This window comes from Mycolicibacterium chitae, assembly GCF_900637205.1.
Lineage (GTDB): Bacteria > Actinomycetota > Actinomycetes > Mycobacteriales > Mycobacteriaceae > Mycobacterium > Mycobacterium chitae.
Window position 1 is genome coordinate 454,680 of sequence record NZ_LR134355.1, and the last position, 13,959, is coordinate 468,638.

Annotated in this window: 12 protein-coding genes; 7 read left to right on the top strand and 5 right to left on the bottom strand. The window is 67.6% G+C overall.

Going from position 1 to position 13,959, the window contains the following annotated elements; all coding sequences use genetic code 11:
- Positions 1 to 19 precede the first annotated feature (19 nt).
- Positions 20 to 3,328 carry an Ig-like domain-containing protein gene (locus EL338_RS02255; RefSeq protein ID WP_126332252.1) on the top strand — a complete coding sequence of 1,103 codons (3,309 nt, stop codon included), beginning with the start codon at positions 20 to 22 and terminating at the stop codon, positions 3,326 to 3,328.
- 74 nt (positions 3,329 to 3,402) lie between these two features.
- On the opposite strand, the gene EL338_RS02260 is transcribed toward EL338_RS02255, so the two are convergent.
- The 4 genes from EL338_RS02260 to EL338_RS02275 form a co-directional block, all read right to left on the bottom strand.
- A complete protein-coding gene (locus EL338_RS02260; protein ID WP_126332253.1) occupies positions 3,403 to 4,806 on the bottom strand; it encodes a histidine phosphatase family protein in 1,404 nt (467 codons plus the stop codon).
- Between the two features lie 114 nt (positions 4,807 to 4,920).
- A complete protein-coding gene (locus tag EL338_RS02265) occupies positions 4,921 to 5,397 on the bottom strand; it encodes a nitroreductase family deazaflavin-dependent oxidoreductase (protein ID WP_126332254.1) in 477 nt (158 codons plus the stop codon).
- 9 nt (positions 5,398 to 5,406) lie between these two features.
- Entirely contained in the window at positions 5,407 to 5,796 is a 390-nt protein-coding gene (locus tag EL338_RS02270) for a DUF8021 domain-containing protein (RefSeq protein WP_126332255.1), read from the bottom strand.
- Entirely contained in the window at positions 5,796 to 6,959 is a 1,164-nt protein-coding gene (locus tag EL338_RS02275; RefSeq protein ID WP_126332256.1) for a steroid 3-ketoacyl-CoA thiolase, read from the bottom strand. The genes EL338_RS02270 and EL338_RS02275 overlap by 1 nt, the downstream gene beginning before the upstream one ends.
- A 177-nt stretch (positions 6,960 to 7,136) precedes the next feature.
- Here EL338_RS02275 and EL338_RS02280 point away from each other — a divergent pair, with 177 nt between their 5' ends.
- Genes EL338_RS02280 through ltp2 form a run of 6 tightly spaced genes read left to right on the top strand, consistent with a single transcriptional unit; the run spans position 7,137 to position 13,072 of the window.
- Complete coding sequence (locus tag EL338_RS02280; RefSeq protein ID WP_126332257.1) at positions 7,137 to 8,384, top strand: cytochrome P450; 1,248 nt, start codon at positions 7,137 to 7,139, stop codon at positions 8,382 to 8,384.
- A gap of 32 nt (positions 8,385 to 8,416) precedes the next feature.
- Entirely contained in the window at positions 8,417 to 9,412 is a 996-nt protein-coding gene (locus tag EL338_RS02285; protein ID WP_126332258.1) for an acyl-CoA dehydrogenase family protein, read from the top strand.
- A complete protein-coding gene (fadE29, locus tag EL338_RS02290) occupies positions 9,413 to 10,576 on the top strand; it encodes an acyl-CoA dehydrogenase FadE29 (protein ID WP_126332259.1) in 1,164 nt (387 codons plus the stop codon).
- Entirely contained in the window at positions 10,576 to 11,523 is a 948-nt protein-coding gene (locus EL338_RS02295; RefSeq protein ID WP_126332260.1) for a bifunctional MaoC family dehydratase N-terminal/OB-fold nucleic acid binding domain-containing protein, read from the top strand. The genes fadE29 and EL338_RS02295 overlap by 1 nt, the downstream gene beginning before the upstream one ends.
- Positions 11,505 to 11,915: a MaoC family dehydratase gene (locus EL338_RS02300; RefSeq protein ID WP_126332261.1), complete on the top strand. Its 411-nt coding sequence runs from the start codon at positions 11,505 to 11,507 to the stop codon at positions 11,913 to 11,915. Before EL338_RS02295 ends, EL338_RS02300 begins: the two co-directional genes overlap by 19 nt.
- The gene (gene ltp2, locus EL338_RS02305) at positions 11,915 to 13,072 is read left to right on the top strand and encodes a 17-hydroxy-3-oxo-4-pregnene-20-carboxyl-CoA lyase (RefSeq protein WP_126332262.1); all 1,158 of its coding nucleotides are present in this window, start codon (positions 11,915 to 11,917) and stop codon (positions 13,070 to 13,072) included. The genes EL338_RS02300 and ltp2 overlap by 1 nt, the downstream gene beginning before the upstream one ends.
- Before the next feature lie 26 nt (positions 13,073 to 13,098).
- Here the strand turns inward: ltp2 and EL338_RS02310 are convergent, their stop codons facing one another.
- Positions 13,099 to 13,959 (bottom strand): enoyl-CoA hydratase ChsH3, encoded by an 861-nt coding sequence (locus tag EL338_RS02310; protein WP_126332263.1) that lies wholly within the window; start codon positions 13,957 to 13,959, stop codon positions 13,099 to 13,101.

The following is a 13,959-nucleotide window of genomic DNA, read 5'->3' on the forward strand; positions in this document are numbered from 1 at the left end:
TGGACGAAGAGAGAATGCCGTGGGCAATTCGCGATATGTCGGCCGGGTCGGGGCCTTGGCGGTGGCGCTGGGCATCGGTACCGCGATCGGCGCACCGGTGCCGGTGGCCTGGGCCGACGAGTCGTCGTCGGGATCGTCGTCGGGGTCGTCGTCGGAGTCGGATTCTTCGAGCGGCGGATCCTCGGACACCAAACGCACTGGGCCCGGGGTGGCGCGCTCGGCAGACCGCGGCGGTGAGCAGGAATCGACCACACAGCGTTCGACCCGCGCGGACCGCACCGAGCGCGGGTCGCGGTCCACCTCGGGGTCGGCGTCGGTCCGTGATGCCGACGACGGCGACTCCCGCAGGATCAGTGATCGCGACCTACGACGTGCCGAGCGGATCGCACGGGAGTCCACGGCCGAGCCGTCCGCACGCTCCGGCGGCCTGGATCGGCTGCATTCGAAAGCCCGGTCGGAGGCAACGAGCCCGCTCGACAGCGGCACCACCGCTGCGGCGCAGAAGGATTCGGCGCCTGACAACGGTTCGGTGCCTGAGGATGCGGTCGCCACCGTGCCGGCAGGCAAGTACACCGCCGGCGAGATCGCCACCGAGATCGCCCCAGAAGCCGCCACCGTAGCCACCGAGGACTCTGTCACCGGAGTCATCGAGGTCATCGAAGACACGGACGCCGAGGTCGTCGAGGAAGTCATCGAGGAGACCGAGGAGGCCGTCGGCGCGGAAGACCCGGACAGCGACACCGGTTCCGAGATCGTCGAGGATGACGCGTCCGACTCCGGTGGCAGCGCCGATCCCGACGAGTCCACTGATCCCGCCGAGCCCGAAGCGCCCGCGACCGAGGCGCCCGAGCCGACGGATCCCGGAGAGTCTGAGGTGCCCGGTGCGCCTGAAGAGTCCGAGCCCGAAGACGCCGAAACTGAACTGCCCGAGCCGGACCCGGAGGAACCTGCGGATCCGGCGGACCCCGCGGACCCGGAGGCGCCGACCGTGCCCGCCGCGCAGGTCGAGGTCAGCGTGGAACCACCGCCGCCGCCCCCGTTGATCAGGTCGTTGGTGATCGGTGTCTTGGGGGTGTTCGGCTTCAACCCGAACTCGCCGACCCCGCAGAATCCGATCCTGGAAGGGATCTGGGGTCTGTATCGGCGGCTGGAGGCGGTGATCTACCGCGATCCGCCGACCGCGGCCGGCGGCGCCCTGCCGCAGGTCGAGGTGACCCGCACCGCGGACGGCCTGGTCGAAGTGACCGGGAACGTCGGCTTCGAAGATCCCACGGGTAATCCGTTGGCGTACACCAGCACCGACGGCGAATACGGGACGGTGACGGTGCACGAGGACGGCACCTTCACTTACACGGTGACCGACCCCGCGGGTTTCACCGGCACCGACACGTTCACCGTGACCGCGCGCAACACCGGTTGGCACTCGCACGGTCTGAACGGTCGGGCGTCCACCGTCGCCACCGTCACGGTCGACCTCGATGCCGTGGCACCCGTTCCAGCGATCGGTGAGCACACCGGGCCGAGCGAACGTGATGAGAACGGCGTGGTGACAGGCAGTTTCGTGTACACCGACGCGGCGGGGCGGGAACCGGAGTTCGAGTTCAATCAGCTCGAGCACGGCGGCAGTTTCAAGGTCGACGTGGTCCGGACATCGGAGACCACGTGGCAGGTGGATTACACCCACGTCCGGGATGCGGAGTTCGCCCACAGCCTGGCCTACGAGTACCGCGAGGGTCCCTCGACGGTGACGGAGCACATCGTGATCTCGCTGGTCGGCGGGCCGGAGGTGAAGGTCGACGTCGCGATCCCCATCGAGGCGGAGAACATCGACCCGGAGTTCACCGGGGTGCAGGGTGGGGAATGGCGGCCGAATGCGGACGGCGAGACGGGATATCACGGCTACATCGAATTCACCGATGCCGACGGCGACGACGTCCACATCGTTGTGACCGATGCCGAACACGGCACGGTGTACCTGATGGACCGGAGCGAGATCGGCGAGGTCACGCAACTCCGCTACCTGTATATGCCGGATCCTGATTCGGGCGAGGTGAGCGAGTCGATCCACCTCACGGTCTCGGATATCCACGGTGGTTCACGCGTCCTCGAAATCGCCGTCCCACCGGCCGAGGCAGTCGATCAGGAATTGACGTTGGAGATGCCGAACCCGGACTCGTTGACGCCCAACGAGGATGGGTCGGTCGACTTCACCGTCGTCGTCACCGGCGTCTCCCTGCCCCATCTCATTCCCAGCGGGATGAGGTACGGCGAGCTGCGGCAGATCGGATTCGACGCGGTCGAGGAGGGCACCTGGGAGATCGGCTACAGGTATGTCCCGACTCCGGAGGCGCGGGAGTTGGCGCTGGTCGAGGCCCCGTTCCCGACCTTCGACTACGTCCAGATTGTTGCCATCGGTGACGATGGACAGTTGGTCGGGGACACACTTCAGGTTGTCATCGCCCCTGCCGACGGCACCCCGGTCGAGGACACGTTGATCGACACCGTCGAGGTTTCCGGCGACGCGACCGGGGTGGCAGCCTGGGGCGATTGGATCTACGTCACCCGCTCCGTCGACGGCCGAGCCGTGCTGACCAGAATCAATACCAAGGACGGTCGGACCGCCCAGGTCGAGATCGACGACGCCGAGGGGCAGCAGTTCCACGTCGCAGTCGACGCCCGCTGGAGCCACCTGTATGTCTCCGACGGACATCGCGTGTGGATGACGACTGCCCCCGAGGGGACCCCGACCGTGATCATCGAGGCGGAGGCCGGTGCCCTCCCGATAACGGATCTGGCGACCGTCTCTGAGCGTGGCGAGCTGTATGTCCTCGTAGGGTCTCGCGTGCGGATGGTGGGCTCCGACGGGACGCTCTTGAGCGAGTTCGATCTTGGCGGTCTGCAGCCCTCGGCAATGGCCGGCGGCCCGTCGGACCTGGTGTACATCGCCGACTCGGAGGAAGCTCGGGTGCAGATGTACCGGGCCAGAGGTGGCCACGGGCACAGCGGCGAATTCGACGTACCGGCGGTGGCGCGCGATATCGCCGTGGATCGGGTTGGTTGGGCCTATGTCCTGCACGCTGATCCGGACAATCCCGGCCACGACGTGGTGTCGGTGATCGGGCCGAGTAACGAGACGGCGCGCGATGTGCTGGGAACCATCTCGATTACCGGTCAGGGCATCGGGGTGACGGTGGATCGGGCGGGGAACCTCTACGTCACCCACGTCGACGACGACGGGGCCGGAAAGGTGTCGGTGTTCGACGTGACCCGGATAGCCGCGGGGTCCGATGCCGCGCCGGGGCCCGACGCGCGGGCGGTGGCCGTCTGACAGGTACTGTTCGACCGGGCAATCGGCCCCCTCGAATCCGAGGGGGCCGATGCTCTTCGTGATGGCTTATGCGGTCACGCGGCCGACTTGTCCGACGAATCGGTGCCCGAATCGGACTTCTTCGCCGTGTCCTTCGTTGTCGTGTCCTTCTTGTTCTTGCCCGACACCGCCTTACGGACGGTGTTGGCCGCGTCGCTGACCGTGCCGCGGACCCGCTCGCGCAGCTCGCCGCGGGCCTTGGTCAGCTCGGAGCGGGTGCTTCGAGCAACGTCGCGCACCGTGGTGCCGGCGGCCTCGGCCCGTGCGGCGCGTTCCGCGCGGGCATCTTTCAGCTGGCGGATCAGGGCGCGGTCGCTCTCCGGTTCGGCCTCGGCCGTGACCTCGACAGCGGGGACCTCAACAGCGGTGGCCTCGAGATCGGCCGTCTCCGCGGGCGCGGTCTTCTCGGCTTCCTCGCTCCGAATTGCCCGGGGCCGCACCAGGTCCCGGATCGCGTCGACAGTATCGGTGACCGAATCGCTGACGAACTTGACGGTGGCGTCGCCGACGTCGCGCACCCCCTGCACCGCGGTCTGGCCGACGGCCTCGAGGTCGGCGTCGAACACCGGCTGACGCAGGTTGTACAGCGCGGTCTGCGGGGCCACGACCAGATCACGAACGTTGACCAGCATCTGCACCGGGTACGTCGCCGGGGCCACGTCCTGGCCGGCCCAACTCTTCAGCGTGTAGCTGCCGTCGTCGTTCTTGTCGACCACCACCACGTCGGTGTTCTCCAACGGATGCTGCAACATCAGCAGCAGATCGGGATTGTCGACGGTCATCATCGTCCAGAACATCATCGTCGCGCCGTGCGAGAACGCCACGACGTTGACCTCGCCGTCCTCGTTGGCGTCACCGGCGGCCTCCATCTGGGCGATGGCCTCCGCCATCCGGGCGGCGAACTCGTTGCCGTCCTCCGAACCGGGGATCCGCACGAACCGCGCGCCCAGCACCCAGGCGATCGGCGCCAGCCCGTAGCCGAGCCGGCCCAGGCCGTCCTCCTGCGAGGAGCCCTCGAAGATTCCGGCGCTGATCTCCTGGATGCCGGCCACCGAGCGGGGCTTGTCCCGGTCGTACGTGCCGATGACCACCAGGTCGTTCTCGTCGCGCCCCAGCGATGCCAGCAGCGGCTGGGCGGTCTGCTGGGTGCGGATCATCGTCGAGGCGTAGAAGCCGTCGAAGTCGGCGGCGTCGATGCCGGCCAGAGCCAGCTTGGCGGGCAGCGTGTCCGCCTCGCCCCAGCCCTTTTCAGTCAGCTCCGGGCCGGGGACCTGGGTGTCGATGTAGCCCGAGGCGTTGCCTTCCGATTCCGCGTGCCGGATGAAGGTGATGGTCATCGCCCCGGCGGGGATGGCGGCCAGTACGACGAGCACCAGTGCCGACAACGTCGCCACCAGCACGCGCAGCGCCGCCGGCGGCCGTACCGAATTATCGTGCATCCCGCTCCGTTCCCCTGACTCGTATGGGCTGGCTCACATCTCCCGATGACATGTGAGCGTGCACACATTAACAAATGTGTGCACTGGGTCGGCGCGGGGTCGGGCGTCGGGAAGTTAGCGCGGGTCGCAGATGACGATGGGGATCTTGCGGTCGGTCCAGGAGCGGTAGTTGTCGAAGTCCGGATAGATCGCATCCAGCTTCGGCCAGTACTGCTCGCGTTCGGCGTCGGTCGCGTCGCGCGCGGTGAGCGTCAGCTTCTCGTTCTTGATCTGGAACGTCACCGCGGGATTGGCCTTCAGGTTGAGATACCACATCGGGTTGCTCGCCCGCCCGCCCTGGGAGGCCACCAGCACCACGCGGTCACCCTCCCGCAGGAACAGCAGCGGGCTGTCCCGCTCCGCACCGGACTTGCGGCCGATGGTGGTCAGGATCCCGATCGGTGGTGGGGCCGAGAACCGGTTGGAGCCCACACGCCACTTGCCGCCGAGTCGTCCGCCGGTGGTCTTGTACGCCAAGGTGTTCAAGCGGGACATCCACTTGATGATCACGCCGGTCTGCTTGGAGTTCAGCCCCTTGGGCGGATTGGCCATGGCGGCACCCTATCGCGTGAGGAATGGCCTGATGCCGGCCCGGATGTGTTGGATTTGCGCCTGGCCCGAAGGGCTTTCGGCGGGGATCAGGAAGGTCTCGTCGACCCGCGCGCCGACCTTGCGGCCGAACAGCGTCGGCTTGGTCGACAGCTCGAACTGCGCGCGGACCGTATCACCGAGCACGGTGAACTCCGGGTCGCTGACCGACTCGATCACCCGGTACTGCAGGCCGCCATTGAGGCTGCGGCGCAGGTGATTTCCGGAGAATCCGGTCTTGATGCCGACCTCGGTGCGGGTGCAGCCCGGCGCGAACGGCACCGCGTCGGCCCGGTGGGTGGCCAGCGCCTCGATGTACGCCCGGGCCGCGGCGATGCGGTCCGCGTCCGAAACCGGGGCCACTAGATTCGCTCGATGATCGTTCCGGTGGACAGTGCACCGCCGGCGCACATGGTGATCAGCGCCGTGCTCTTGTCGGTGCGCTCGAGTTCGTGCAGCGCGGTTGTGATCAGGCGGGCGCCGGTGGAGCCGACGGGATGGCCCAGCGCGATGGCGCCGCCGTTGACGTTGACGCGGTCCATGTCCGGTTCGTGCACGCGGGCCCAGGACAGCACGACGGAGGCGAACGCCTCGTTGATCTCGACGAGGTCGATGTCGCCGATCTTCATCCCGGCCTTCTCCAGCACCTTGGCCGTCGACTGCACGGGGCCGTCCAGGTGGTAGTAGGTCTCCGCGCCGACATTGGCCTGGGCGACGATCCGGGCGCGCGGCTTCAGCCCCAACGCCTTCGCCTTCTCCTCGTCCATCCACAGCACCGCGGCGGCGCCGTCGGAGATCTGCGATGACGTGCCCGCGGTGTGCAACCCACCTTCGGCCACCGGCTTCAGCGCGGCCAACCCCTCGGCGGTGGTGTCCCGCAATCCTTGGTCGCGACTGACGGTCCCGCGCTCGGCGGTGGGCTGCTTGTTCTCGTCGAGCACCGGCGCCTCGATCGGGGAGATCTCCCGGTCGAACCGGCCCTCGGCCCACGCCTGCTTGGCCTTCTGCTGCGAGGCCAGGCCGAAGGCGTCGAGGTCGGCGCGGGTGATGCCGCGGCGCTTGGCGATCCGCTCGGCGGCCTCGAACTGGTTGGGCATGTCGATGTCCCAGGAGGACGCGCGGATGATCGACCGATCCGGCCCGGCGTTGGCGCCCAACCCGACCCGGCTCATGGCCTCGATGCCGCAGGCGATGCCGATGTCGATGGCACCCGTGGCGATCAGGCCGGCCACCAGATGGTTGGCCTGCTGCGCGCTGCCGCACTGACAGTCGATGGTGGTGGCGCCGACGTGCTCGGGTAGCCCCGCGGTCAGCCACGCCACCCGGGAGATGTTGTTGGACTGCTCGCCGTACTGGGTGACGCAGCCCCCGATGATCTGCTCGACGTCGCCCGCGTCGATCCCGGCCTTCTCGACGACGGCCTTCTGCACCGCCCCCAGCAGTTCGGTGGCGTGCAGACCGGACAACCAGCCATTGCGCTTGCCGATCGGGCTGCGGGTGGCTTCGACGATGACAGGATTACCCATGAGGTCAGGCTAGAACACGTTTCATTACTCTGACAAGCGACGATGCCATACCACCTTTGATCTGCGGTCAGGCCGTGTTTCAATGGTGGCAATCGGAACTAGACCACGTTGTTTCAGGTCGTCCGGCACAGCCGCTGCGCAACCCGAACACCTGCGACCACCATCAGGAGTAAACACATGGCCGCCCCGAATATCTCCAGCGACTTCGATTTCCTCGACGCCGAGGTGAACCTGGCCGGCCTGCCGGTCAAGGAGCTCGCCGAACTCCGCAAGTCGGATCCGGTGCACTGGGTCAACGTGCCCGGCGGCACCGCCGGCTTCGGCGACAAGGGCTACTGGCTGGTCACCAAGCACGCCGACGTGCGCGAGGTGTCCCGGCGCAGCGACGTGTTCAGCAGCTCGATGGACGGCGCCATCCCCGTCTGGCCGGAGGGGATGACGCGCGAGGCCATCGACCTGCAGCGCAACGTCCTGCTGAACATGGATGCGCCGCACCACACCCGGCTGCGGCGGATCATCTCCCGCGGCTTCACCCCGCGTGCCATCGGGCGACTCAAGGACGAACTCAACCGGCGGGCCCAGAACATCGTCACCACCGCGGCGGCCGAGGGCAGCGGCGACTTCGTCGAGCAGGTGTCGTGTGAACTCCCGCTGCAGGCCATCGCCGACCTGCTCGGGGTCCCGCAGGACGACCGCGACAAGTTGTTCCGGTGGTCCAACGAGATGACCGCCGGTGACGATCCCGAATACGCCGACGTCGACCCGGCCATGTCCTCCTTCGAGGTCATCACCTACGCCATGAAGATGGCTGAGGAGCGCACCAAGAACCCGGGCGACGACATCGTCACCCAGTTGGTCCAGGCCGACATCGACGGCGAGAAGCTCACCGACGACGAGTTCGGCTTCTTCGTCATCATGCTCGCGGTGGCCGGCAACGAGACCTCCCGGAACTCGATCACCCACGGCATGATCGCGTTCACCCAGAACCCGGATCAGTGGGAGCTCTACAAGCGGGAGCGCCCGGCCACGGCCGTCGACGAGATCATCCGGTGGGCCACCCCGGTGTCGGCCTTCCAGCGCACCGCCAGCGAGGACACCGAACTGGCCGGGGTCAAGATCGCGGAGGGCGAGCGGGTGGTGATGTCCTACCGGTCGGCCAACTTCGACGAAGAGGTCTTCGAGGACCCGTACACCTTCAACATCCTGCGCGACCCCAACCCGCACGTCGGCTTCGGCGGCACCGGGGCGCACTACTGCATCGGCGCCAACCTGGCCCGCATGACCATCGACCTGATCTTCAACGCGATCGCCGACCACATGCCGGATCTCACTTCGGCCGGCGAGCCCGAGCGCCTAAAGTCGGGATGGCTCAATGGCATCAAGCATTGGCCGGTGAACTTCACCGGGAAGTCCTCGGCCGCGTAACGCGAACCCAAGTCGAATCAAGGAGTATTCGGGTGGATTTCAGTCCGGACGAAGGCCAGCAGGCTGTCGCCGACGTTGTCACCTCCGTCCTGGGCCGGGACAACAGCTGGCAGGCCCTCGTGGACGGCGGGGTCACCGCGCTCGGTCTGCCCGAGCGGCTGGGCGGCGACGGCCTCGGCCTGGCGGAGATCGCCACCGCGCTCACCGAGATCGGCCGCCACGGCACCGTGAGTCCCGCGCTGGCGACCCTGGGCCTGGGGCTGCTGCCGCTGCTCGACCTGGCCTCCGAAACCCAGCAGGACCGTTATCTGGCCGAGGTGGGTAAGGGTGGGGTGTTGGCCGCGGCACTCAACGAACCCGGTGCCGCGCTGCCGCAGCACCCCGCCGTCCGGCTGACCGGCGGACGGCTCACCGGTACCAAAATCGGTGTGGCGTATGCGGATCAGGCGCAATGGATCGTCGTCACCGCGGACACCGGGGTGGCCGTCGTCGCGGGGGATGCCGCGGGCGTGTCGGTGACCCGGACGCCGGCGGCCAACGGATCCGACGAGTTCGTCCTGGTGTTCTCCGACGCCGAGGCCGACGTCCTCGACGGGGCGGCCGTGGGCCGCGTCAACCAATTGGCGTTGGCGGCGATCGGTGCGTTCGCCGCGGGCCTGGTCGCCGGGGCGCTGCGGTTGACCGCCGACTACGTGGCCACCCGCGAGCAGTTCGGACGACCGCTGTCGACGTTCCAGACGGTGGCCGCGCAACTGTCGGAGGTCTACATCGCCTCGCGCACCATCTCGTTGGTGTCGAACTCGGTGACCTGGCGGCTGGCCGAGGGCCTCGACGCCGAGGAGGATCTGGCGGTGCTGGGCTACTGGCTGACCTCGCAGGCGCCGTCGGCCATGCGGATCTGCCATCACCTGCACGGCGGGATGGGGATGGACATCACCTACCCGATGGACCGCTACTACTCCTCGATCAAGGACCTGACCCGGCTGTTGGGCGGGCCCTCGCATCGCCTCGACCTGGTGGGAGCGTAAATGTTCATTGAGTTGACGCCCGAGCAGCGCGCCCTGCAAGCCGAACTGCGGGAATACTTTTCGACTCTCATCACGCCCGAAGAGGCCGCGGCGATGGAATCCGACCGGCACAACGAGGCCTACCGGGCCGTGATCAAGCGGATGGGTTCGGACGGCAAGCTCGGGGTGGGCTGGCCCAAGGAGTACGGCGGTCTCGGGTTCGGCCCCATCGAGCAGCAGATCTTCGTCAACGAGGCCAACCGCGCCGATGTTCCGCTGCCGATGGTCACGTTGCAGACGGTCGGCCCGACGCTGCAGGTGCACGGCACCGAGGAACAGAAGAAGAAGTTCCTGCCCGGAATCCTCACCGGCGACGTGCATTTCGCGATCGGCTACTCCGAGCCCGAGGCCGGCACCGACCTGGCGTCGCTGCGGACCACCGCCGTGCGCCATGGCGACGAATACATCGTGAACGGGCAGAAGATGTGGACCACCGGCGCGCACGACGCCGACTACATCTGGCTGGCCTGCCGGACCGACCCGGATGCCGCCAAGCACAAGGGGATTTCGATCCTCATCGTCGACACCAAGGATCCCGGCTACTCCTGGACGCCGATCATCCTGTCCGACGGGGCGCACCACACCAACGCGTCGTACTACAACGATGTGCGGGTGCCCGCCGACATGCTCGTCGGCGAGGAGAACGGCGGCTGGAAGCTGATCACCACCCAGCTCAACCACGAGCGCGTGGGTCTCGGGCCGGCCGGACGCGTCGCCGGAATCTACGACCAGGTCTCCGAATGGGCGGCCAAGCCCGGATCCGACGGGGTCGTACCGCTCGAGCAGGAGGGCGCCCGCCGGCTGCTCGGGCAGATCAAGGCGATCTGGCGGATCAACGAGCTACTCAACTGGCAGGTCGCCGCGTCGGGGGAGACCATCGCCGTGGCCGATGCCGCCGCCACCAAAGTCTTTTCCACCGAACGCATTCAGGAAGTCGGCCGGTTGGCCGAGGAGGTCGTCGGCAGGTACGGCAATCCGGCCGATCCGCACACCGCCGCGTTGCTGGACTGGCTGGACAAGATGACCAAACGCAATCTGGTCATCACCTTCGGCGGCGGCGTCAACGAGGTGATGCGCGAGATGATCGCCGCGTCGGGCCTCAGGGTTCCCCGGGTGCCGCGCTGATGACTGATCTGCAGGCCGGCATCGACCGGTTGACGTCGTTGGGACGCAGCGCGCCGCGGCTGGGCCGGGATCCGGTGAACCAGCCGATGATCCACCACTGGGTCGACGCCATCGGGGACAAGAACCCGATCTATGTCGACGAGTCCGCGGCCAAGGCCGCCGGGCATCCGGGGATCGTCGCTCCGCCCGCCATGATCCAGGTGTGGACCATGCTGGGGCTCAGCGGCATTCGTCCCGATGATGATCCGCTGGGCGCCATCATGGACCTGTTCGACAACGCCGGCTATGTCGGAGTGGTGGCCACCAACTGCGAGCAGACCTATCACCGGTATCTCGAGCCGGGCGAGCAGGTGGCGATCAGCGCCGAGGTCACCGACGTGGTCGGCCCCAAGCAGACCGCGCTGGGTGAGGGCTTCTTCGTCAACCAGAAGATCACCTGGACGGTCGGCGATGAGGAAGTCGCCGAGATGGACTGGCGCATCATGAAGTTCAAGCCGCGCGAGGCCGACCAGCCGGAGATCCCGGCCGATCTCGACCCGGACAAGCTGATGCGCCCGGCGTCGTCGCGGGACACCCAGTTCTTCTGGGACGGGATCAACGCCCACGAACTGCGGATCCAGCGGCGTCCCGACGGTTCGCTGCAACATCCGCCGGTGCCCGCGGTGTGGCAGGACAAGGATGCGCAAATCGACTACGTCGTCGCCGCCGGCACGGGCACGGTGTTCAGCTACGTCGTGCACCACGCGCCGAAGGTGCCGGGGCGCAGCCTGCCCTTCGTGATCGCGCTGGTCGAACTGACCGAGGGCGTGCGCATGCTCGGCGAGCTGCGCAACGTGGAGGCCGACAAGGTGAAGATCGGAATGCCGGTGCGTGCCACCTTCATCGACTTCCCAGACAGTGACGTCAGTCCCGCGTGGACGCTGTACGCATGGGAGCCCGAGGCATGACCAGCATCGAAGTCGGCACCGCGCTGCCCGAGCTCGCGATCTACGGCGACCCGACGTTCATCGTCTCCACGGCCATCGCCACCCGCGACTACCAGGACGTGCACCACGACCGGGACAAGGCCCAAGCCAAGGGGTCCAAGGACATCTTCGTCAACATCCTCACCGACACCGGACTGGTGCAGCGCTACCTGACCGACTGGGCCGGGCCCTCGGCGCGGATCAAGTCGATCGGGCTGCGCCTCGGCGTGCCGTGGTACGCCTATGACACCGTGACCTTCTCCGGTGCGGTGACCGAGGTGGACGGCGAACTGGTGACGGTCAAGGTGACCGGTTCCAACAGCCTGGGCAACCACGTGATAGCCACCGCCACTCTGACATTGGGGGACAGCTGATGCTCTCCGGTAAGGCGGCCATCGCCGGTATCGGTGCCACCGACTTCTCCAAGAACTCCGGACGCAGCGAGCTGCGACTGGCCGCCGAGGCGGTGCTCGACGCGCTCGACGACGCGGGTCTGGCGCCCTCGGACGTCGACGGTCTGGTGACGTTCACGATGGACTCCAACCTGGAGACTGCCGTGGCCCGCTCGACCGGGATCGGGGATCTGAAGTTCTTCAGCCAGATCGGCTACGGCGGCGGTGCGGCCGCCGCGACCGTCCAGCAGGCCGCGCTCGCGGTGGCGACCGGGGTGGCCGAGGTGGTGGTCGCGTACCGGGCCTTCAACGAGCGTTCCGAGTTCCGCTTCGGTCAGGTGATGCCCGGGCTGACGGTGAACGCGGATTCCCGCGGGGTGGAGTACAGCTGGTCCTACCCGCACGGGCTGAGCACGCCGGCGGCCTCGGTGGCGATGATCGCGCAGCGCTACATGCACGAATACGGCGCCACCAGCGCCGATTTCGGTGCCGTGTCGGTGGCCGACCGCAAGCACGCGGCCAACAACCCCAAGGCGCACTTCTACGGCAAGCCGATCACCATCGAGGACCATCAGAACTCTAGGTGGATCGCCGAGCCGCTGCGGCTGTTGGACTGCTGTCAGGAGACCGACGGCGGCGTCGCTATCGTGGTCACCACGCCGGAGCGTGCCAAGGACCTCAAGCACCGCCCGGCCATCATCGAGGCCGCGGCCCAGGGCGCCGGTGCCGATCAGTTCACCATGTACTCGTACTACCGCGACGAACTCGGCCTGCCCGAGATGGGACTGGTGGGCCGACAGCTCTGGCAGCAGAGTGGGCTGTCCCCGGCCGACATCCAGACCGCGGTCCTCTACGACCACTTCACCCCGTACACGCTGCTGCAACTCGAGGAACTCGGATTCTGCGGCAAAGGTGAGGCCAAGGACTTCATCGCGGGCGGCGCCATCGAGATCGGCGGGCGGCTGCCCATCAACACTCACGGCGGACAACTCGGCGAGGCCTACATCCACGGCATGAACGGCATCGCCGAGGGGGTTCGACAGCTGCGCGGGACGTCGGTGAACCAGGTGGACAACGTCGAGCACGTGCTCGTCACCGCGGGCACCGGGGTGCCGACGTCGGGCTTGATCCTGGGCTGAGGTGCCAGGGTTTGTGCCGGCGGAACTCAGGCCGGCACGAACTCCACGCCGGCCAAGGCGACGGCATTGTCTCGCTCGGGCACCGTGACCGCGCCGACGAACCGATCGTTGTCCTTCCACAGGTTGGCGCGCAGCGTCTCGCCGGGGAATACCACGCCGGCCATCCGGGCGCTATAGGACTTCACCGCGGCCGCGTCGGCGTCCACGATGTTGTCGACGAGCGCCTTGCAGGTCATGCCGTAGGTGCACAGCCCGTGCAGGATGGGCCGCGGAAAGCCCATGGCCGCAGCGAATTCCGGGTCGGAGTGCAGCGGATTGCGGTCCCCGCAGAGCCGGTACAGCAGCGCCTGCTGCGGGAGGGTGACGATGTCGAGTTCCAGATCGGGCGCCCGGTCGGGCAGCTCCTCGGAGGTGGACGGGCCACGCTCGCCGCCGAAGCCACCCTCGCCGCGGGCGAAGATCGACCGCTTCTGGGTCCACAGCACCGTGCCGTCGGGGGCGGTGGCGGTGGTCTCCGACCAGATGACGGCCGCCTTGCCCTTGTCCCAGATGTCGGTGAAGCGGGTGACCGCCGTGGCGGTACCCGTCGGCGGGATGGGGCCCGGCGCGGAAATGCCCTCGCTGGCGTGCAGCACCTTGTTCAGCTCGATGTCGATCCCGGGGAACTGCACCTCCGGCGGATCGGTCAGATGGAAGCTCTGCGCGACGTTGCCGAACGTCGGCAACACCTGCGGGGTGTTGTCGACCAGGTAGCGCAGCTCCCGGGGGTCCAGCGGCGCGGCGCCGGCGCCCAGGCCCAGGTGGTAGAGCTGGATGTCGTTGCTGGTCCAGGAGAACTCGACGGGTTCGAGTTCGGCGCCGAGTGCTTCGTCGAGATTGATGGGCAT